Raw genomic sequence first — 18,610 nt, 5'->3', positions numbered from 1 at the left:
GCCGTGCCGGTCTTCCCGGGCCGGGTCCCCGTCCGCGCGGTCCGGGCGGAGCCGGAACGGGGTGCCCGCCGGTGCGCACCCCGGCCCGTCGCCGCCACCGCCCGTGCGGCGTCCTACAGCCGGTGGTTGGCCAGCACCGGGATCGCCGCGCGGACGTCGGTCACCCGGCCGGGGTCGATGTCGGCGACGAGCAGGCCCGGCGCGGCGTCCAGCCGGTCGGTGACCGTTCCCGTCGGGTCGACCACACAACTGCGCCCGATCCCGCGCGGTGTGTTGCCGGTCACGGTCTCGCCGCAGGCCGCGGGGTCGGCCTGGTCGCAGGCCAGCACCCACGACGTGGAGTCCAGGGCACGGGCGCGCACCAGCAGGTCCCACTGCTCCGCCTTGCCCGGGCCGGCGCCCCACGAGGCGGGCAGCAGGGTGGCCACCGCGCCGCGCTGGGCGAGCGTGCGGAACAGCTCGGGGAAGCGGACGTCGTAACAGGTGGCGACACCGAGGCGGACCCCGTCGAGGTCGAACGTCACCACGGTCTCGCCGGGGGCCACCGTGTCGGACTCCCGGTGCCCGAAGGCGTCGAAGACGTGGATCTTGTCGTAGTGGGCGGTGACACCCGGTCCGGTGACCAGCAGGGTGTTGTGCACCCGCCCGTCCTCGGCGGGACGGAACATGCCGGCCACCACGACGACACCGGCGTCGCGCGCGATCGCCGCGACCTCGCCGGCCCATGGCCCGTCCAGCGGCTGTGCGCGCTCGGCGAGGTTCACGCCGAAGCGGGCCATCGCCGCCTCGGGGAACACCGCCACCCGGGCGCCGGCCGCCGCGGCGGCGGCCACGCCCTCCCGCACCAGTTCCAGGTTGTCGCCGGGATCGGCGGTGGACCGAATCTGCGACAATGCGATCCGCATGGGATTGTCCCCTCTCTCGTCATGGGGAGATGGCTAGACTCTGCGTATACATATTGTGTACAGGGAGGTTGCCGGTGGCGCCGTCAGGCCGCGAACGGGCGTACGCGTTCCTGAAGGAGGAGTACCTGGCCGACCCCGACCGCCAGGGCGAGTTCATCAACGAGCAGGAGGTCGCCGACCGGATCGGCGTGTCCCGCACGCCCATCCGCGAGGCGCTGTTCCTGCTCGCCGCCGAGGAGCTCGTCCAGTTGATCCCCAAGCGCGGCGCCTACGTGGCGCCGATGACCGGCCGGGAGATCGGCGAGCTGATGGAGCTGCGCGGCATGGTGGAACGGCACGCGGCCGGGCGCACCCTCGCCCGCGGCGCCGCACCGGTCGCGGCCATGCGCGCCATCCTGGAGAAGCAGGCCGGGCTGCGCGGGTCCGAGCAGGCCCGGGAGTTCATCGCCTGGGACCACCGGTTCCACTCCGAACTGGTGGCGGCCACCGGCAACGAGATGCTCACCAAGCTGTACGACGGCCTGCGCGCCCGCCAGATCCGCGCCGGTGTGGTGGCGCTGTTCTCCGCCACCGGCCGGCAGGACGCGGTGCTCGCCGAGCACGAGGAGATCCTGCGCGCGCTCGCCGCCGGGGACGCGGCGGCCGCGGCCGCCGCGATCGACACCCACCTGGAGGCGACCCTGCGGGTGCTCCTGGACACCTGACACGGCTCGCCTCCGCTCCCGGCCGCTTCAGCGCCGCTACGGTGCGGTTCCGGCGGGTGTTCCGGACGCGGCGATGGGCACCGCCGCCTCCCGCTCCGGATCCGGGTCGCGCCCGAGCGCCAGTCCGGTGAGCGTGACGGCCCCGGTCACCAGGATGTAACAGGCGAGCGGCACCCAGCTCGCGAACTGGGCCAGCAGGAAGGTGAACAGCAGCGGGGCGACGGCGCCGCCGATGACGCCGCCCAGCGTGTAGGCCAGCGAGCTTCCGGTGGACCGCAGCTCGGGCTGGAACTGCTCCGAGACGAACGCGGCCTGCGGGCCGTACATGAAGGAGTGGAACACCAGGCCGACGATGATGCCGAGGACGAGGACGGCGTAGCCCCCGGCGCCGATCGCCGGGAAGAACACGAAGGGCCACACCGCCGCACCGGCCGCGGCGATCCCGTACAGCAGCCGGCGGTTGATCCGGTCCGACAGCGCGCCGGCCAGCGGGATGAGCACGACCTGCAGTGACGAGCCGATCAGCACCGCGCCCAGCGCCGCCCCCGAGGAGTATCCCAGTTCCTGCGTGGCGTAGGTCAGCACGAAGACGGTGAACAGCGCGTAGACCACGTCCGGCGCCATCCGGCTGAGCACGGCGGCGGTCAGGCCGCGGGTCTGGCGGGTGAACACCTCGCGGATCGGCGCGGCCGGGCGCTGCCCGGACTCCTCCAGCGCCTTGAAGACCGGCGTCTCCTCCAGCCGGGCCCGGATCCACAGGCCGAACAGCACCAGCACGCCCGAGAGCAGGAACGCCAGGCGCCAGCCCCACGACAGGAACTGCTCCTCGGTCAGCAGCACGCCGAGCAGCGCGAGCACGCCGTTGGCCATCAGGTTGCCGGCCGGTGGGCCGACCTGCGCGGCCGACGCGAAGAAGCCCCGGCGGCGCGGGTCACCGAACTCACTGGACAGCAGCACCGCGCCGCCCCACTCGCCGCCGACGCCGACCCCCTGGGCGAACCGGAGCAGCACCAGCAGGACGGCCGCGGTGGGGCCGATGTCATCGTGCGTGGGCAGCACGCCGATGAGGAAGGTGGCCACACCGATGAGCACCAGTGTGCTGACCAGGACCTTCTTGCGGCCGATCTGGTCGCCCAGCCGCCCGAACACGAAGCCGCCGAGCGGGCGCGCCACGTAGCCGACGGCGTAGGTGGAGAAGGCCGCCATGGTGCCGGCCAGCTGACTGTCGCTGGGGAAGAACAGCTGGCCGAGGACGAGCGCGGACGCGGCCGAGTAGACCGCGAAGTCGTACCACTCCAGTGCGGTACCGGACAGGCTGGCGGCGAACGCCCGCCAGAGCGCGCGGGGTTCCACCGCGCGGGGGACCGGCCCCGGCCGTCCCTGATGTGTCATGTCGCTCACCCTTCACTCTGGACATCGGCGGGTGCTCGATATACTGCTTGTATACGAGCTGTATGCGCAAGGGTGAGAGGGTCGTATGCCGATTCTGAGATTCGAAGTTAACACCGGCGAAAAGCGAGAGGTGCAGGTCACGACCCTCCTCAACGGAGGATACGCGGGCCGCAGCCAGGACGACGTGCGGGCGCACGTCGAGGAACTGGCCGAGCTGGGCGTGCCCGCCCCCACGACCACCCCGACCCTCTACCCGGTCGCCCCCTACCTCGCCCAGCAGGCCGACGAGGTGGCCGTGCAGCACGACCGCACGTCCGGCGAGGCCGAGTGGGCGATCGTCGTCACGGGCCCCGAGCCCGAGGACGTCCTCATCACGGTCGCCTGCGACCACACCGACCGTGCCCTGGAGGTGCACGGCGTCGCCTGGAGCAAGAACGCCGGCCCGGACGTCCTGGGCACCCGCGCCTGGCGGCTCACCGATGTCGCCGATCGCCTCGACGCCCTCACCCTCACCGCCTGGGTGGGCGAGCACGAGCCCGACACCCTGCTGCAGAGCGGCACCCTCGGCGAACTGCTCGCCCCCGCCTACTGGATCGAGGTGCTGCGCGAGCGCGACCTGCTGCGTCCGGGGACCGTGCTGCTGTCCGGCACCATCCCGATGCGCGAGGGCGTGAACCAGTTCGCCGGCGCGTGGAAGGCCGAACTGGCCGACCCGGAGACCGGGGACGCCCTGACCCTCGCCTACCGCGTCCGCCGGCTCCCCGAGCCGATCGAGTAGCGCGCGGCCGTCCGGGGACCGGGCGCGTGGCGGCCGCTCCCCGGTCGTGGGCGGAGCGGTGCCCGTCCGCCCACGACCGGTGGTCAGCGAACCGCCCGCCACGCCCGCCATGCGCGGATCGTCCCCAGGAGCACGAGCCCGGCGCCGCAGGCCGCTGCGGCCAGCAGCAGCGCCGTCACGTCGGGCAGCCACAGCAGTGCCGCGCGTACCCCGCCCGCCTCGGACAGGTACACCGGGATCGCGACCGCCAGGGCGGAGCCGGCGAGCAGGTGCGCCGCGGCGGTCGCCGCCGCGCGGCGGCGGGTCATCGCGCGGTGCCGGCGGAGCAGGCGCACCCCGGACCACGCCACGGCGGCCGTGGCGGTGACCGCGCCGGTGGCGGTGGCGAGCAGCACGAGCAGGTGACCACGCGGGACGGACGGCGCATCGGGCTGCACGCCGGACAGCAGGCGGGCGATCCCGAACGCGACGTCCTGGATCTGCGCGTCGTCCATCATCTGGTACCGGTTCTGCAGGACCACCACCGCGCGGTGGGACCCGGGCGTCAGGACGAGCATCGCGGCGTGGCCGGGAGTGGACCCGCCGTGGAAGACCATGGGGACGTCGGTACCGCCCACGACCCCGATCCGCCAGCCCAGGCCGTAGCGGTTGGCGCTTCCCGGGATCGGGACGCCGTCGCCGGTGGCGGCGCGGACCGACGACGGTGTGAGCACCCGGCCGTTCCGCCCCTCGCCGTCGGCGAGATAGACCGAGGCGAATGCGGCCAGGTCGCGAACGGTGCCGCCCAGATAGCCGTAGGCCACGCCGGCGTCGTCCACCCGGGCCGGCACGGCGCGGGTGACACCGAAGAACGATCGGTGCCCGGGCGGTAGTCCACCGTCCCGCGCCTCGGCGGCGGAGGCCAGCGCGCCGGTCATGCCCGCCGGGTCGAGGACCGCCCGGCGCAGGTGGACGGCGAACGGCTCGCCGGTGACCTCCTCGACCAGCGCGCCGAGGATGAGGTAGTTGGCGCTGGTGTACACGTGCCGCTCGCCCGGCGGGGCCACCGGGGTGACCTCGGCCAGCCGCGCCAGGCGGGGGGTGGCGTCCGCGGACCGCGGGCCGTACACGTCGCCGATCGCGCCGGTGGTGGAGGCGGGCAGGCCGCTGGTGTGCCGGAGCAGGTCGCGCACGGTCACGGGGTCGCCGCCGGAACCGAGATCCAGGTCGGGGAGATGGTCGCGCACGGGCTGGTCGAGATCGAGCCGGCCCTGTTCGGCGAGGGCGAGCACCGCCGTGGCGGTGACGGGTTTGCTGACCGACCCCCACAGGAACGGCGTGTCGGCGGTGACCGGGGCGCCGTTGCCGTCGTGTCCCAGCGCTGCGACGTGCGGCTCCTGTCCCGCGTCCACGATGGCGTAGGCCAGCCCGGGGGTTCCGGTCGCGGCCATGTGGTTGCGGACGTAGCGGTCGATCCGCGCGAGGCCGGGTTCGGCCGTGCCGCCCGCGGGCGCCGACGCCGCGGCGGCGGGGACGGGCAGCGGTGCCAGCAGGACGGTGACGAGGAGGAAAGCGGCGGCGATCCGGTGCCGGGCGGTGGGCGGGTGCGTTCGTGATGGGGGCATGACCTGTTCCTCCTGGAGGCCGGGTGGTTCCGGAGCGATAACCATACAGCCATACGGTTATGTTGCCGTACGGTGGTACGGTCATCGGGTGCCGCGAACCGCCGACCACGAGCTGCGCCGCCGCCAGATCGCCGACGCCGTCTGCTCCCTCGTCGCCACCCAGGGCCTGGACTCCGTCACCGTGGCCCGTACCGCGGCAACGGCGGGCATGTCGGTGGGACTCGTCCAGCACTACTTCCGCAGCAAGGACGACATGCTGCTGTGCGCCTTCCAGACCGTCTCGGCCGACATCCGGGCGCGGGTCGGCGCGCACGTGGCGACCGGGGAGCGGCACCGGCGCACGATCGCCGCGATCCTGCTCGATGCCCTGACCGAGTACGTCCCCCTCGACGACGAACGGCGCGCCGAGCACCGCGTCGCCCGCGCGCTCGCCGGGCGCGCCCTGGACGTGCCCCGGCTCGCCGAGGTGGACGCCGCCACCGCCGCCGGACTGCGCGCCGAGATCGCCCGGGCGGTGCGCAACGGCAAGGAGTGCGGCGAGGTGGCCGGCGGCGTGGTCCCGGAATCCGCCGCGCTCCGGCTGTTCGCGCTCGCCGACGGGCTGGCGGCGCAGGTCTACCGGGCCCCCGGCGACGGCTTCGGCCACCGGGACACCGCCGAAGCGGTGGCGACGGCGCTGCGGGCCGAGCTGGCGACCGTCTTCACCGGGGAGTGTCGGCGGTACCGGACGCCCTAGGACCGGCCGCCGGCCACGGCCGGACCGGCACCGCCGCCGTGCCGGTCCCACCTCCTGCCCGGCGTGTGCGGAGTCATTACCCGGCCGGTACGCGTTTCGTGTTCCTTCCGCCGATGTCCGGCTGTTAGACATCTGGAACGGCCCGGCCAGGACACCGGCCGAACGGAGGAGCCGGATGGAGTACACACCCTGGGCGCTGCTCTCCGACGCGGGGCTGATCGCCGCCCTGCTCGTCACGGGGACACTGGTGCGGGCGCACGTGCCGATCGTGCAGCGGCTGATGCTGCCGGCCAGCGTCATCGCCGGATTCCTCGGGCTGCTGCTCGGCCCGCACGTGCTCGGCGTACTGCCCTTCTCCGGGCAGCTCGGCACCTACTCCTCGGTCCTCATCGCGGTCGTGTTCGCCTGCCTCCCGCTCACCGACACCATGGGGTTGCGCGGCGCCGGCCGGCAGACCGGGGCGTTCTCGCTGTACTCCATCGGGATGTACGCCCTCCAGGTGGGCCTGGGCATGGCCTTCGCCCTGCTCGTGCTGGCCCCGGTGTGGGACACCCCCGACGGGTTCGGCATCCTATTGGTCGGCGGGTGGGCCGGCGGGTTCGGGTCGGCCGCCGCCCTCAGCGCGGCCTTCGGCGACACCTGGCCCGAGGCCGCCTCGCTCGGCTTCGCCTCCGCGACCGTCGGCATGCTCGTGGGCATCATCGGCGGGATCGCCGTCAGCAACTGGGGCGTGCGGCGCGGCCACACCGCGCGGGGCGGCGGCCTCGCGGAGCTGCCGGAGGAACTGCGCACCGGCCTGGTCCGCGACCCCGAGCGCCGCCCCTCCCTGGGCACCGCCACCTCCTCGGCGTCCTCCATCGAGCCGCTGGCGCTGCAACTGTGCGTCGTGGGCGCCGTCGCCGCCACGGCCTACGGGATCCAGGCGTGGTTCGGTGGCCTCTTCCCGCGGTTCACGCTGCCGGTGTTCGCGCTGGCGTTCGTCACCGGACTCCTGCTGCGCCTGGCCCTGCGCCGCACCCCGGCCTGGGGGTACCTGGACCCGGCCACGCTCCGGGGGATCTCGGGCACCGCGACCGACGTGCTCATCGTGTGCGGCATCGCCTCGATCGTGCCGGGATTCGTCCAGGGCTTCTGGCTGCCGCTCGTCCTGCTGTTCGTGCTCGGGCTGGCGCTGTGCTTCGTGCTCTTCCGTGTCGTCGCCCCGGCGATGTTCAGCACGAACTGGTTCGAGAAGGCCGTCTTCACCTGGGGATGGTCGACCGGAGCCGTGGCCACCTCCATCGCGCTGCTCCGCATGGTCGACCCCGACCTGCGCACCCGCACCCTGGAAGAGTTCGGGATCGCCTACCTGCCACTGGCGCCGCTGGAGACGGCCACCATCGCCTTCGCCCCGGCGATCATCATGGCGGGGGCGGGCTGGGCGCTCGGCGGCGGGTGGACGGCGCTCGGGCTCATCGCCCTGGCGCTGCCGTGGGTGCTCGGCTGGACCACGCGGTCGCGTGGCCGCGGAGCGCGACCGGACCGGGTGCCCGCCGGCTGACCGCCCGCCCGGGCCACGGCCCCGGGCGGGCGGGGCCGGTACGTGCGGGGCCCGGAACCGCCCGCCCTACGTTCCGACGGCCACGGGAGGTCTCCGCGCGCTGATCCGGCGGCGCAGGCGGGCGAACGGGCGGGGGCGGTTCATCGCCAGGACCGCGCGCACCTCGCCGTCGCGCAGGTACACCGCCGCGAACGATCGCTCCCGCGGGTCGCCCTCCTCGACCCGGACCTCGTCGCCCGGCCCGGCGGCCCCGGCGAACTGCAGCCGCACCCCGTACTGGTCCGACCAGAAGTACGGCACGTGCCGCGACTCCTCCACGAGCGCGCCGGCCAGCAGGTTGCGGACCGCCGTGACCGGCTGTTCCGTCGCGTTGGACCAGTGCTCCACCCGGCGTCCGGGTGAGCGGCCGGGCCACTGGAGGCGCGCGACGTCGCCGGCCGCCACCACACCGGGGACGGAGGTGCGGCAGCCGGGGTCGCACACCACGCCGTCGGCGGTCCGCACGCCGGAGCCGGCCAGCCAGTCGGTGCCGGGCCGCACCCCGACGCCCATGACGACCACGTCGGCGCGGACCACCCGGCCGTCGGCCAGCCGCACCCCCGTCACCCGGGAGCCGCCGGCCAGTCCGGCCACCTGCACCCCGCACATCAGCCGGACGCCGTGGTCGGCGTGCAGCCCGGCGCACACCCGGGCCATGGGAGTGCCGAGCACCGGCGCCAGGGGCAGCGGCGCCGCCTCCACGACGGTCACGTCCAGGCCGAGCGCGGCGCAGGACGAGGCGATCTCGGCGCCGATGAACGAGCCGCCCACGATCACGACCGAGGGGCGGCCGCGGGACAGCCCGGCCCGCAGGGCCTCGGCGTCGTCGAGGGTGCGTAGTGTGTGCACGCCGGCCATGTCCGCGCCCGGCAGCCGCCGCGCGGCGGCCCCGGTCGCGATCACCAGACCGTCGGAGACGATCTCCCGGCCGTCGGCCAGCCGCACCGCGCGCCGGCGCGGATCCAGTGCCACGGCCGGACGGCCCAGCACCCATTCGATGGCCAGAGCCGCCTCCTCCTCGTCGTCGTGCAGCGCGAGGTCCGCGGCCCCGGTTCGCCCCAGCAGGAAGTCCTTGGACAGCGGGGGCCGGTCGTAGGGGCGATGCCGCTCCGCGCCCACGACCGTGAGCCGGCCGTCGAAGCCCTGGTCACGCAGCGCCCGGGCCGCGGTCAGCCCGGCCAGCGAGGCGCCCACGACGGTGACCGACCTCATGCCGCCTCCTCGTGGGCCGCCGCGTGCACGTAGACCGCCCCGTCCTGGACGCTGACGCCGTAGGTGCGCACCGGGCGCCGGGCCGGCGGGCACGTGGGCATTCCCGTCCGCAGGTCGAACGCCGAGGCGTGCAGCGGGCACTCGACGAAGCACCCCTCCAGCCAGCCGTCCGACAGGGAGGCGTCCTGGTGGCTGCAGGTGTCGTCGACGGCGTACAGCCGGCCGTCGACGTTGAACACGGCGATCGGCACGTCGGCGTCGACACGCACGCTCTCGCCCGGGGCGAGGTCGTCAAGATGGCACGCGTAGATCATCACGTCTCCCGTACTCCGCGGGGGCTGGGACGGTGGAACAGCGGCCCGCCGCTGCCGCCGGCCGCGCGGACGCGACACGGCGGGCGGGGGCCCGGCCGTGCCTGGCGGACGCACGGCCGAGCGCACCCCGGACGGGCGGCCGGAGGCCGACGGAAGTGAGGAAGGCCGCTCAATCGGCCGGTGGAAGTGACGGCGCACGCCGCTGTTGTGCTTGACGCAACGGAGTGGCCAACACGCAACAGTCTCGGATCGTCCTCCCCGGCGCGTCAACCCCTGATTTCACCGCCTCCAAGTGGTAACCATCGCGTAACAACGCTTAATCGGATGGGGTATTGACGGCCCACCGACCCGCCCCGCATCGTTGTTCATCGTGCGACTTTGCGCGCCATACGCAACGCGAGGCGGTGTCCGTGGCCGTGTCCCCGTTCCCGTGCCCGTGCCCGTCTCGCTCCCCGTCCGTGTTCGTGCCACCGTTCGCCGCGTGCCGCCGTGCCGCCGTCTCCGCCGTGAAGGGACGCCCATGAGGAGTGCCCGACCCGCCCGCGAACGACCCGACCAGCCCGACCCGCTGCGGCGGGGGCGCCACCGCGCGCCCGCCCCCAGCACCGTGACCGCGAACCGACGCCAGGACCGGGAGCACGCACCATGGCAGGCACGTTGAACGCCGGCGGCCCGAGAGTCGTCGTGATCGGCGCCGGAATCGTCGGCTGCGCACTCGCCGACGAGCTCACCGCCCGCGGCTGGACGAACGTCACCGTCGTCGACCAGGGACCGCTGTTCGCCACCGGGGGATCCAGCTCGCACGCGCCCGGGCTGGTGTTCCAGACCAACACCTCCAAGACGATGACCGACCTCGCGCGCTACACCGTGCGCAAGTACCGCGACCTCACCCTCGACGGCCGGTGGTGCTTCCGGCCGGTCGGCGGCCTGGAGCTCGCCACCACCCCCGAACGGTGGGCCGAGCTCGCCCGCAAGGCCGGCCTGGCCGCCTCCTGGGGTGTGCGCGCCCGGTTGCTGCCGCCCGAGGAGTGCGTCCGGATGTGGCCGATGCTGGACCGCGAAGCGGTGTACGGCGGGCTGTACACGCCCGACGACGGCGTCGCCAAGGCCCTGCGCGCCGCCGAGGCCCAGGCCCGCGCCGCCACGGCGCGCGGCGCCGAGTTCCGCGCCCACCACACCGTGACCGGCATCGAGCAGCGCGGCGGCCGGGTCACCGGTGTCGTCACCGATCGCGGCGAGCTGCCCGCCGACGTCGTGGTCTCCGCGGCCGGGTTCTGGGGGCCACGGATCGGGCGGATGGCGGGTGTCCCCGTCCCACTGCTGCCGATGGCCCACCAGTACGCCACCACCACGCCGATCGCCGCGCTGACCGCCGGCGCCGACGCGGACCTGGAGACCTCCCGGCCGATCCTGCGGCACCAGGACCGCGACCTGTACTTCCGCGAGCACGGCGACCGGATCGGCATCGGCAGCTACGCGCACCGGCCCATGCCGGTGCGCCTCGCGGACGTGCCGCCGCCCGGTGGGCCGGGCACCATGCCCTCCATGCTGGAGTTCACCAAGGACGACTTCGAGCCGAGCTGGCGCGAGGCCATCGCGCTGCTCCCGGCCCTCTCCGGCGCCTCGGTGCAGGACGGCTTCAACGGCGTCTTCTCCTTCACGCCGGACGGCATGCCGCTGCTCGGCGAGTCCCGCGAACTCGCCGGGTTCTGGCTGGCCGAGGCCGTGTGGGTGACCCACTCGGCCGGTGCCGCGCGGGCGGTCGCCCAGTGGCTCGTGGACGGGCGGCCGGAGACCGACCTGCACGAGTGCGACCTGAACCGCTTCGACGACGTCCAGCTCGCCCCCGAGTACGTGGCCCGGCGCAGCGAACGCGCCTTCGCCGAGGTCTACGACATCATCCACCCGCTCCAGCCCGCCGCCGAGCCGCGTCCGCTGCGCACCAGCCCGTTCCACCCGCGCCAGCGGGAGCTCGGCGCGGTGTTCCTGGAGTCCGCCGGATGGGAGCGGCCGCACTGGTTCGAGGCCAACGCCGGCCTCGCCCGCGACCTCCGGCCGCCGGAGCGCGACCCCTGGTCGGCCCGCCACTGGTCGCCGATCGCCGCCGCCGAGGCCCGCGCCACCCGCGAGCGCGTCGCGCTGTACGACATGACCCCGCTCCGGCGCCTGGAGGTCGCCGGGCCGGGAGCGCTCGCCCTGCTGCAGCGCCTCACCACCAACCAGCTCGACCGCGCGGCCGGCACCGTCACCTACACGCTGCTGCTCGACCACGCCGGCGGCGTGCGCAGCGACCTCACCGTCACCCGGCTGGCCGAGGACCGTTTCCAGGTCGGCGCCAACAGCAGCCTCGACCTGGACCGGCTGCTGCGGCACGCCCCCGGCGACGGATCGGTGCGCGTCACCGACATCACCTCCGGCACCTGCTGCGTCGGCGTGTGGGGGCCGCTCGCCCGGGACCTCGTCCAGCCGCTGACCGACGACGATTTCTCACACCAGGGCTTCGGCTACTTCCGCGCCCGCCGCGCCCACATCGAGCACGTGCCCGTGCTCGCGCTGCGCGTCTCCTACGTCGGCGAACTCGGCTGGGAGCTGTACACCACCGCCGACCTCGGCCTGCGGCTGTGGGACGTGCTGTGGCGGGCCGGCGAGCGGCACGGGGCCGTCGCCGCCGGCCGCAGCGCCTTCAACAGCCTCCGGCTGGAGAAGGGGTACCGGGCCGCCGGGGTGGACATGACCACCGAGCACGATCCGTACGAGGCCGGGCTCGGTTTCGCGGTGCGGCCGGACAAGGGCGATTTCGTCGGACGGACGGCGCTGCTGGACCGCGCCGACCGCGAACCCGCGCGGCGGCTGACCTGCCTCACCATGGACGATCGCTCCCACGTGGTCATGGGGGCCGAACCCGTCTACCCCGACCGGTCCGGCGGTGCGGTGGTCGGCTACGTCACCAGCGCGGCCTACGGGTACACGATCGACCGCCCGATCGCCTACGCCTGGCTGCCGGCCGCGCTGGCGGCGGCGGGCACCCGGGTGTACGTCGAGTACTTCGGCGAACGCCGGGCCGCCACGGTCGCCGCCGAACCGCTCGTCGACCCCGAGATGGCGCGCATCCGCCGCTGACGCGACGCCCCGGCCCGGAGAGGACACCGTCACCATGAACACCAGCTACGACGTCATCGTCATCGGCCTGGGCGGCATGGGCAGCGCCGCCGCCTACCACCTCGCCGCCCGCGGCCGGCGCGTCCTGGGCCTGGAACGGTTCGGGCCCGCCCACGACCAGGGGTCCAGTCACGGCGGCTCCCGCATCATCCGGCAGGCGTACTTCGAAGACCCCGCCTACGTGCCGCTGCTGCTGCGCGGCTACGAACTCTGGGACCGGCTGGCCCGCGACTCCGGCGCCGACGTGTTCGTCCAGACCGGCGGGCTCATGATCGGCCGCCCGGACAGCCACACCGTCGCGGGCAGCCGCCGCTCCGCCGAGCGGTGGGGGCTGCCGTACACGATGCTGGACGCCGCCGAGATCCGCCGGCGCTTCCCCACCTTCACCCCCGAGGCCGACGAGGTCGCGCTGTTCGAGGAGCGCGCCGGGTTCGTCCGGCCCGAGGTCACCGTCGCCGCGCACCTGCGACTCGCCGCCGCGGCCGGTGCCGACCTGCGCTTCGAGGAGCCGGCCGTGGAGTGGGACGCCCCACCCGGCGGCGGCGTCCGGGTGACCACACCCGCCGGGGGCTACACCGCCGAGCGCCTGGTGATCTGTCCCGGCGCGTGGGCGCCGCGACTGCTCGCCGACCTCGGCGTGCCCTTCACCGTGGAGCGCCAGGTGATGTACTGGTTCGCCCCGCGCGGGGGGATCGAGCCGTTCGAGCCGCAGCGCCACCCCATCTACATCTGGGAGGACGCCGCCGGCGAGCAGGTCTACGGCTTCCCGGCCATCGACGGCCCTGCGGGCGGCGTGAAGACCGCGTTCTTCCGCCGCGGCGCCGAGTGCACCCCCGAGTCCATCGAACGGCGCGTCACCCCCGCCGAGGCCGCCGTCATCGCCCGGCACCTCGCCCCCCGGCTCCCGGACGTCCCCGGCCGCTTCCTGCGCGCCGCCGCCTGCATGTACACCAACACGCCCGACGAGCACTTCGTCATCGCCCAGCACCCGCGGCACGCCCAGGTGAGTGTGGCCTGCGGATTCTCCGGGCACGGCTTCAAGTTCGTCCCGGTGGTCGGCGAGATCCTCGCCGACCTGGCCACCACCGGCCGCACCGGCCATCCCATCGCCCTGTTCGACCCGCGGCGCAGCCGCACCGAGCCGACCCGCACGAGGTGAGCACGTGACGACCACCGACCTGCCGTCCAGCCTGATCGCCACCCTGCCCGGCCACCTCTACACCGACCCGGCCGTCTTCGCGCTGGAACAGGACCGGATGTTCCAGAGCATGTGGTTCTGCGCCGTGCGCGCCGCCGACCTCGACCGGCCCGGCGCCTTCCGCACCGTCCAGGTGGGCGCCGAGAGCGTCATCGTCAGCCGCGACCGCGCCGGTCACGTGCGGGCCTTCCTCAACGTGTGCCGCCACCGCGGCGCCCGGATCTGCACGGAGGAGCGCGGCGAGGTCCGCCGCTCGTTCCAGTGCCCGTACCACGCCTGGACCTACGACCTCGAAGGCCGGCTGGTCGCCGCCCCCAACCTGGTGCGGATGCCCGACGTCGACCGCGACGCCTTCGGCCTGGTGCGCGTGCACGTGCGCGAGTGGCTCGGCTACGTGTGGGTGTGCCTGGCCGACGAGCCGCCGTCCTTCGAGGAGACCGTCGTGGGCGCGGCCACCGAACGCCTCGGCGACACCGAGGCCATCGGCCGCTACCGGATCGAGGACCTGGCGCTGGGCCGCCGCATCCGCTACGACGTGCGGGCCAACTGGAAGCTCATCATCGAGAACTTCATGGAGTGCTACCACTGCGGCACCATCCATCCCGAGCTGACCGAAGTGCTCCCGGAGTTCGCCGACGGCTACGCCGCGCAGTACTACGTCGGCCACGGCGCCGAGTTCGGAGCGGACGTCCGCGGATTCACCGTGGACGGCGGCGAGGGCTTCGCCCGCCTCGACGGCGTCACCGACGAACAGGACCGCCGCTACTACGCGATCACCATCCGCCCCCAGGTGTTCGTCAACCTCGTCCCCGACCACGTCATCATCCACCGCATGTTCCCCCTGGCCGCCGACCGCACGGTCGTGGAGTGCGACTGGCTGTACAGCCCCGGCGTGATCGAGTCCGGGCACGACGTATCGCGGTCGGTGGAACTGTTCGACCGCGTCAACCGGCAGGACTTCGCCGCCTGTGAGCGCTGCCAGCCGGCGATGTCCTCCCGCGCCTACCGCGCGGGCGGAGTGCTGGTGCCCGTCGAGCACCACATCGGGGCCTTCCACACCTGGGTGGCCGAGGTGCTGGGCTAGCCGCGGCGGCCATGGAGTGGGACGGCGTCGCGCCGAGGTGACACGGCGGTGTCCCCGAGCCTCCCGGGGACGCGCGGCCGGGTGCGGTCTACTGGTGAGCGGAACACGGGCCGGGCCGCCGAACCGGCCGGCCCGTCCCACCCACGGACGGGAGGCAGCGACATGCGCATCACCCTTCGGCGCCGGTTCGGCGCGCTCGCCGCCGGCCTGGGGCTGGCGGCGGGCACGGCGTTCACCGTCGCTCCGGCCGAACCCCGGCCCGGCAACAGCTTCACCTGCGACCAGGTGCTGGTGCCGCCTCGGGAGGAATCCGAGGAGGCCACGGGGCGAGGCCGCTGCGTCGCCGACACCCCGCGGCCGGACCCGCAGGGGCCGGGGTTCATCACGGCCCGTGTCAGCGGGCCCACGGTGCAGTGCGTGGACGTCATCGGCTACCACGCGCCGCGGTACGTGCGCGGCGAGGGGTGCCGGACCCTGGCCCGGTGAGGCGTGTCGCGCGCAGAGATACCGGTCTGGTGTGGTGTGACCGGTTAAGGTGCGGAGTGTGAGCAATGGAACGCTCACCGTGACGGGCACGTGACCAGTGCCGGCCGGACTCCGCGCCGTTCGACAGCGCCATGCGGCGTGCCACCTGTCGCCGCCGCGTCCGGCCGGGAGACGGAGGCAGCCATGGGCATCGCGACCGGGGGCCGGGCGTCGGCCATCCTCGCGGGCGTGGGACTCGTACTGGCCGGGGCCGCCCCCGCGACGGCCTGGCCCGGCAACAGCTACACCTGCGATGTCCTGGTCTACGACTCCAACGGGCACGGCCTCGGCGAGGACAACTGCACGCCTGACACCGCAGACCAGGAGAACCAGGGCTTCGGGCACATCTCGGTCCGGTCCGGCCTCTTCGACGTGCGGTGCGAGCACATCGACGGCTACGAGGCGCCCGAGCGCGTCTACGGCACCGGATGCCGCTTCATCGCCCGCTGACGTGGACCTTGCGCCGCACCGGCCGTGGCCGGTGTGACGGGTGTGACCAGTGAGGCTCGATGGAGAATTGAGCCGCGCTTGAGCTCACGTTGCCACGGTGGGACCTGCGAACGGGCCGGACCCGCACCGGGCGAACGCGTCCACCGGCCCGTCACGGAGGTGAGTCATGCGTACGTCGATCCGTACTCGTGCGGCACTGGTGGCGGCCGGCCTGGGACTGGCGGCGTCGGCCGGCCTGGCCCTCGCCGCGCCGGCGGCGGCCGAGCCCGGAAACAGCTGGACGTGCGACCGCGTCCTGCACGACCGTCCGCTCGGCCCGGCCGAGGGCGTCGGGAACTGCGTCCCGGACAACTCCTCGGCCCGCCTCGGGGAACCGGGCTTCATCACCGAGCGCTACACCGGCCGCAAGGTCCGCTGTGAAGGGGTGGACGGCACGGACGCCCCCGACATCGTCAGGGGGTTCCGCTGTCTCTGGTCGAACTGATCCGCACTGACGGACCGGGCCCACGCGCGGCCCGTTCCGAACTCACGAGCAGCACGACCTGAGCAGGACGAGGAGGCGATAGATGCGCATGTCCAATCGCGCCCGCGCGCTGGCCGTGGCGGCCGGCCTGGGGCTGGCCGCGGTGACCGGCCTGGCGACGGCTGCGCCCGCCGCGGCGCAGCCCGGCGAGAGCTGGGTCTGCGACTTCCTGGACACCAGCCGCCTGCCGAGCGCGGCGGGCTTCGGGAACTGTGTGGGGATCTGGGGACCGGGCGGCTACATCATCGAACGCGGCAGTCACGACGCCGTGCGGTGCCGGACCATCGCCCCGGACCCGCCCGGGGCCGTGTTCGGCGCCGGCTGCCGGCACGCGTGATCCGGCCCCCGGCGCGGGCACCCGGCCGGCCGGTCAGGCCGCCGCTGCGCGCCTGACCGCCGACCCACTACGAGCCGATCGCCCCCGGGAGGCGCCCCGTGGGAACCGGCCGGCACCGTGGCGCCCCGGACCGCGGCATCGCGGTCCGGGGCGCCGGTGCGGCGGTCGGGGACCGCGATCAGCTCACCCGGGTGATGCGGCCCTCGCCGCCCTCCGGGTAGTCCTCAGCGGTGACCCGGCCGCCCAGGCCGTCGGTGAGGAAGGTCTGCAGGGCCTGCTGGTAGGTGAGCCCCACCGAGGTGAACGGCAGGCCGCGGAACGGGTACTGGTCGCCGCCTCGGGCCGAGAAGTCGTGCGTGGCCACCGAGATGCCCGGGCCGTCGACGACCTCGCCGTCCGCCACGATGACGGTGCCGTCGGCCAGCGTCACGTCGCGAACCCGCTCACCGGCCCGCTGCACCACGCCGTCGTCGTTCACCTGCTGCGCGGTGGCCGACGGGTCGTAACTGAACGACAGGCCGGCCACCTGGGCGAACCGGCCGTCGGCGGCCGGGATGCCGGAGACCGCGTTCTCCAGCAGTTCCTTGACCTGCGCCCGCGGCACGTCCGGGACGACCGCGACGAAGTTGGCGAACGGCGCGATCTCGTAGGTGTCGAGCTCGGTGATCTCGCCGGCCGGGACCAGCGCGCCGTTGCGGATGCCACCACCGTTCTGCAGCGCGATCTGCGGCGGCGTGACCCCGTACTGTTCCGCGTTGGCCTGTCCCGCGGCGAGCACGGCGTCGGCGAGCAGGTTGCCGAGGTTGGTCTCCTGGGTGCGCACGCCCGGGTCGCGGCGGCCCTCCAGCGCGACATCGCTGGTCGCCACCACGTTCTCCGCCATGGCGTCGACGTACTCCTGGACCGGCTCGGTCACGCGGCGCTGGGTCCGGCGGTCCGGCTGGACCGCGTCCTCGCCGACACCGGAGACCCGCACCGGGCCCGACTGGTCGGAGACGGAGACGACCCGCCCGGACCGGTCGAAGTTCACCACGAGCTGGCCCACGTACTTGTACTCACCGGCCGTGGTGACCACCGGGACGTCGACCCCGTCGGCGTCGGCGACGTACAGCGGGTACCGAAGCGGGTCGCCGGTCTCGGGGTCGGCGGTGACGGTGTCGCCGGGCACGAGCGGGGTGTCGTCGTCGGCGAGCAGCTCGTGGCCGCCGCCCGCGATCACCACGTCCACGCCGCTCAGCTCCGACACGAGGGCGCGCTCCTCGCTGATCCCCTGCAGGTGGGAGATCAGCACGATCTTGTTGACGCCCTGGGCCATCAGGGCGTCCGCCTCGGCCTGGACGGCGGCGGCGAGCTCCTCGTCGACCTTGACGCCGCGCGGGCTGGAGATGGCGGCGAGCAGCGGCGTCTCCAGGCCGATCACGCCGATCTTCTGGCCGCGCTCCCGGACGACCGTGCTCGACGCGAGCCGGCCCCGCTCGGCCAGCTCGGCCAGCGACTCCTCGCCCGAGACGTCGATGTTGGCCGAAACGAACGGCGCCCGGCCGGGCACGCCCGCGATGAAGTCGGCCAGCACCTCCGGCCCCAGATCGAAGTCGTGGTTGCCGAGCGTCAGGGCGTCGTAGCCGATCTCGCCCATGGCGAGCGAGTCGTAGTAGGGGGTCCCGTTCTCCAGGCTCGCGGTGAACTGCGGCCCGGGCAGGAAGTTGTCACCCGACGACAGCGTGACCACGCCCCGGTTGCCCCGCGATTCACCGGGCTGCGCGGACGACGGCCGCACCGCGTCGCGCTGGAGCTGGTGCACCAGGGCGGCGAACCGGGCGACGCCGCCGTAGTCGGGGTCGGCCGAGGCGCCGAGCAGGTGCGACTCGCCGTCGTTGTTGTGCAGGATCGTCAGGGTGAACGAGGCCCGGCCGGCCGCCGAGGACTCGGCCGCCGCCGGCGGCGCCAGCGTCACGGTGACGGCCGAGGCGACGAGGAGGGCGCCCGCCGTACGCCGGAGGGGAGAGGGGGGTATCAGCATGCTGTTCCCGTCTGGAAAAAGACATAACGGACCCGGGGTGCGTGCACACCCCGGGAAGTCCGATGGAGCCACTCATGCTAGAGGTCCGCG

The 18,610-nt window shown here is 74.0% G+C and carries 17 protein-coding genes; 11 read left to right on the top strand and 6 right to left on the bottom strand.

Features of this window, described 5'->3' with window-relative positions; genetic code table 11:
* Positions 1-113: 113 nt before the first annotated feature.
* A complete protein-coding gene (locus ACFQRF_RS05150; protein ID WP_379869286.1) occupies positions 114-905 on the bottom strand; it encodes a carbon-nitrogen hydrolase family protein in 792 nt (263 codons plus the stop codon).
* Positions 906-979: 74 nt separating this feature from the next.
* Between ACFQRF_RS05150 and ACFQRF_RS05145 the strand changes: the two genes are divergently transcribed.
* Entirely contained in the window at positions 980-1,609 is a 630-nt protein-coding gene (locus ACFQRF_RS05145; RefSeq protein WP_379869285.1) for a GntR family transcriptional regulator, read from the top strand.
* A 36-nt stretch (positions 1,610-1,645) separates the two neighbouring features.
* Here the strand turns inward: ACFQRF_RS05145 and ACFQRF_RS05140 are convergent, their stop codons facing one another.
* Positions 1,646-3,001: an MFS transporter gene (locus ACFQRF_RS05140; RefSeq protein WP_379869283.1), complete on the bottom strand. Its 1,356-nt coding sequence runs from the start codon at positions 2,999-3,001 to the stop codon at positions 1,646-1,648.
* A gap of 85 nt (positions 3,002-3,086) precedes the next feature.
* On the opposite strand from ACFQRF_RS05140, the gene ACFQRF_RS05135 reads away from it, so the two are divergent.
* The gene (locus tag ACFQRF_RS05135; RefSeq protein ID WP_379869282.1) at positions 3,087-3,779 is read left to right on the top strand and encodes a DUF2848 domain-containing protein; all 693 of its coding nucleotides are present in this window, start codon (positions 3,087-3,089) and stop codon (positions 3,777-3,779) included.
* A gap of 83 nt (positions 3,780-3,862) precedes the next feature.
* Here the strand turns inward: ACFQRF_RS05135 and ACFQRF_RS05130 are convergent, their stop codons facing one another.
* Entirely contained in the window at positions 3,863-5,383 is a 1,521-nt protein-coding gene (locus tag ACFQRF_RS05130; RefSeq protein WP_379869280.1) for a serine hydrolase domain-containing protein, read from the bottom strand.
* A gap of 88 nt (positions 5,384-5,471) precedes the next feature.
* Here ACFQRF_RS05130 and ACFQRF_RS05125 point away from each other — a divergent pair, with 88 nt between their 5' ends.
* On the top strand, positions 5,472-6,119 hold the full coding sequence (locus ACFQRF_RS05125; protein ID WP_379869279.1) for a TetR/AcrR family transcriptional regulator: 648 nt from the start codon (positions 5,472-5,474) through the stop codon (positions 6,117-6,119).
* 175 nt (positions 6,120-6,294) lie between these two features.
* On the top strand, positions 6,295-7,659 hold the full coding sequence (locus ACFQRF_RS05120) for a sodium/glutamate symporter (RefSeq protein WP_379869277.1): 1,365 nt from the start codon (positions 6,295-6,297) through the stop codon (positions 7,657-7,659).
* Positions 7,660-7,725: 66 nt separating this feature from the next.
* On the opposite strand, the gene ACFQRF_RS05115 is transcribed toward ACFQRF_RS05120, so the two are convergent.
* Both ACFQRF_RS05115 and ACFQRF_RS05110 read right to left on the bottom strand, forming a co-directional pair.
* Positions 7,726-8,910, bottom strand: a complete 1,185-nt coding sequence (locus ACFQRF_RS05115) for an NAD(P)/FAD-dependent oxidoreductase (protein WP_379869276.1) — start codon at positions 8,908-8,910, stop codon at positions 7,726-7,728.
* Entirely contained in the window at positions 8,907-9,224 is a 318-nt protein-coding gene (locus ACFQRF_RS05110) for a bifunctional 3-phenylpropionate/cinnamic acid dioxygenase ferredoxin subunit (protein WP_379869758.1), read from the bottom strand. Before ACFQRF_RS05110 ends, ACFQRF_RS05115 begins: the two co-directional genes overlap by 4 nt.
* Before the next feature lie 645 nt (positions 9,225-9,869).
* Between ACFQRF_RS05110 and ACFQRF_RS05105 the strand changes: the two genes are divergently transcribed.
* From ACFQRF_RS05105 to ACFQRF_RS05075, 7 genes are all read left to right on the top strand, one after another.
* On the top strand, positions 9,870-12,344 hold the full coding sequence (locus ACFQRF_RS05105) for a GcvT family protein (RefSeq protein WP_379869274.1): 2,475 nt from the start codon (positions 9,870-9,872) through the stop codon (positions 12,342-12,344).
* 34 nt (positions 12,345-12,378) lie between these two features.
* Positions 12,379-13,542, top strand: coding sequence for an N-methyl-L-tryptophan oxidase (gene solA, locus ACFQRF_RS05100; protein WP_379869273.1), 1,164 nt, complete (start codon positions 12,379-12,381; stop codon positions 13,540-13,542).
* Positions 13,543-13,546: 4 nt separating this feature from the next.
* On the top strand, positions 13,547-14,665 hold the full coding sequence (locus tag ACFQRF_RS05095) for an aromatic ring-hydroxylating oxygenase subunit alpha (RefSeq protein ID WP_379869271.1): 1,119 nt from the start codon (positions 13,547-13,549) through the stop codon (positions 14,663-14,665).
* A 162-nt stretch (positions 14,666-14,827) separates the two neighbouring features.
* Positions 14,828-15,151, top strand: a complete 324-nt coding sequence (locus ACFQRF_RS05090) for a hypothetical protein (RefSeq protein ID WP_379869270.1) — start codon at positions 14,828-14,830, stop codon at positions 15,149-15,151.
* A gap of 183 nt (positions 15,152-15,334) precedes the next feature.
* Positions 15,335-15,640, top strand: coding sequence for a hypothetical protein (locus ACFQRF_RS05085; RefSeq protein ID WP_379869268.1), 306 nt, complete (start codon positions 15,335-15,337; stop codon positions 15,638-15,640).
* 166 nt (positions 15,641-15,806) lie between these two features.
* Positions 15,807-16,124: a hypothetical protein gene (locus ACFQRF_RS05080; RefSeq protein WP_379869267.1), complete on the top strand. Its 318-nt coding sequence runs from the start codon at positions 15,807-15,809 to the stop codon at positions 16,122-16,124.
* An 82-nt stretch (positions 16,125-16,206) separates the two neighbouring features.
* On the top strand, positions 16,207-16,500 hold the full coding sequence (locus ACFQRF_RS05075) for a hypothetical protein (protein ID WP_379869265.1): 294 nt from the start codon (positions 16,207-16,209) through the stop codon (positions 16,498-16,500).
* Positions 16,501-16,678: 178 nt separating this feature from the next.
* On the opposite strand, the gene ACFQRF_RS05070 is transcribed toward ACFQRF_RS05075, so the two are convergent.
* Positions 16,679-18,520 (bottom strand): bifunctional metallophosphatase/5'-nucleotidase, encoded by a 1,842-nt coding sequence (locus tag ACFQRF_RS05070; RefSeq protein WP_379869264.1) that lies wholly within the window; start codon positions 18,518-18,520, stop codon positions 16,679-16,681.
* Positions 18,521-18,610: the final 90 nt, after the last annotated feature.

Source organism: Marinactinospora rubrisoli, from assembly GCF_042664915.1.
In the GTDB taxonomy this organism is placed as follows: domain Bacteria; phylum Actinomycetota; class Actinomycetes; order Streptosporangiales; family Streptosporangiaceae; genus Marinitenerispora; species Marinitenerispora rubrisoli.
The sequence above is the reverse complement of the archived record's forward strand: the minus strand, read 5'-3'. Positions and strand labels throughout refer to the sequence as shown.

Coding starts and splice junctions, on each gene's coding strand:
- ACFQRF_RS05090 (WP_379869270.1), top strand. CDS start 14,828: ATGCGCATCACCCTTCGGCGCCGGTTCGGCGCGCTCGCCGCCGGCCTG.
- ACFQRF_RS05105 (WP_379869274.1), top strand. CDS start 9,870: ATGGCAGGCACGTTGAACGCCGGCGGCCCGAGAGTCGTCGTGATCGGC.
- ACFQRF_RS05110 (WP_379869758.1), bottom strand. CDS start 9,224: ATGATCTACGCGTGCCATCTTGACGACCTCGCCCCGGGCGAGAGCGTG.
- ACFQRF_RS05140 (WP_379869283.1), bottom strand. CDS start 3,001: ATGACACATCAGGGACGGCCGGGGCCGGTCCCCCGCGCGGTGGAACCC.
- ACFQRF_RS05075 (WP_379869265.1), top strand. CDS start 16,207: ATGCGCATGTCCAATCGCGCCCGCGCGCTGGCCGTGGCGGCCGGCCTG.
- ACFQRF_RS05080 (WP_379869267.1), top strand. CDS start 15,807: ATGCGTACGTCGATCCGTACTCGTGCGGCACTGGTGGCGGCCGGCCTG.
- ACFQRF_RS05085 (WP_379869268.1), top strand. CDS start 15,335: ATGGGCATCGCGACCGGGGGCCGGGCGTCGGCCATCCTCGCGGGCGTG.
- ACFQRF_RS05135 (WP_379869282.1), top strand. CDS start 3,087: ATGCCGATTCTGAGATTCGAAGTTAACACCGGCGAAAAGCGAGAGGTG.
- ACFQRF_RS05150 (WP_379869286.1), bottom strand. CDS start 905: ATGCGGATCGCATTGTCGCAGATTCGGTCCACCGCCGATCCCGGCGAC.
- ACFQRF_RS05115 (WP_379869276.1), bottom strand. CDS start 8,910: ATGAGGTCGGTCACCGTCGTGGGCGCCTCGCTGGCCGGGCTGACCGCG.
- ACFQRF_RS05120 (WP_379869277.1), top strand. CDS start 6,295: ATGGAGTACACACCCTGGGCGCTGCTCTCCGACGCGGGGCTGATCGCC.
- ACFQRF_RS05130 (WP_379869280.1), bottom strand. CDS start 5,383: ATGCCCCCATCACGAACGCACCCGCCCACCGCCCGGCACCGGATCGCC.
- ACFQRF_RS05070 (WP_379869264.1), bottom strand. CDS start 18,520: ATGCTGATACCCCCCTCTCCCCTCCGGCGTACGGCGGGCGCCCTCCTC.
- solA (WP_379869273.1), top strand. CDS start 12,379: ATGAACACCAGCTACGACGTCATCGTCATCGGCCTGGGCGGCATGGGC.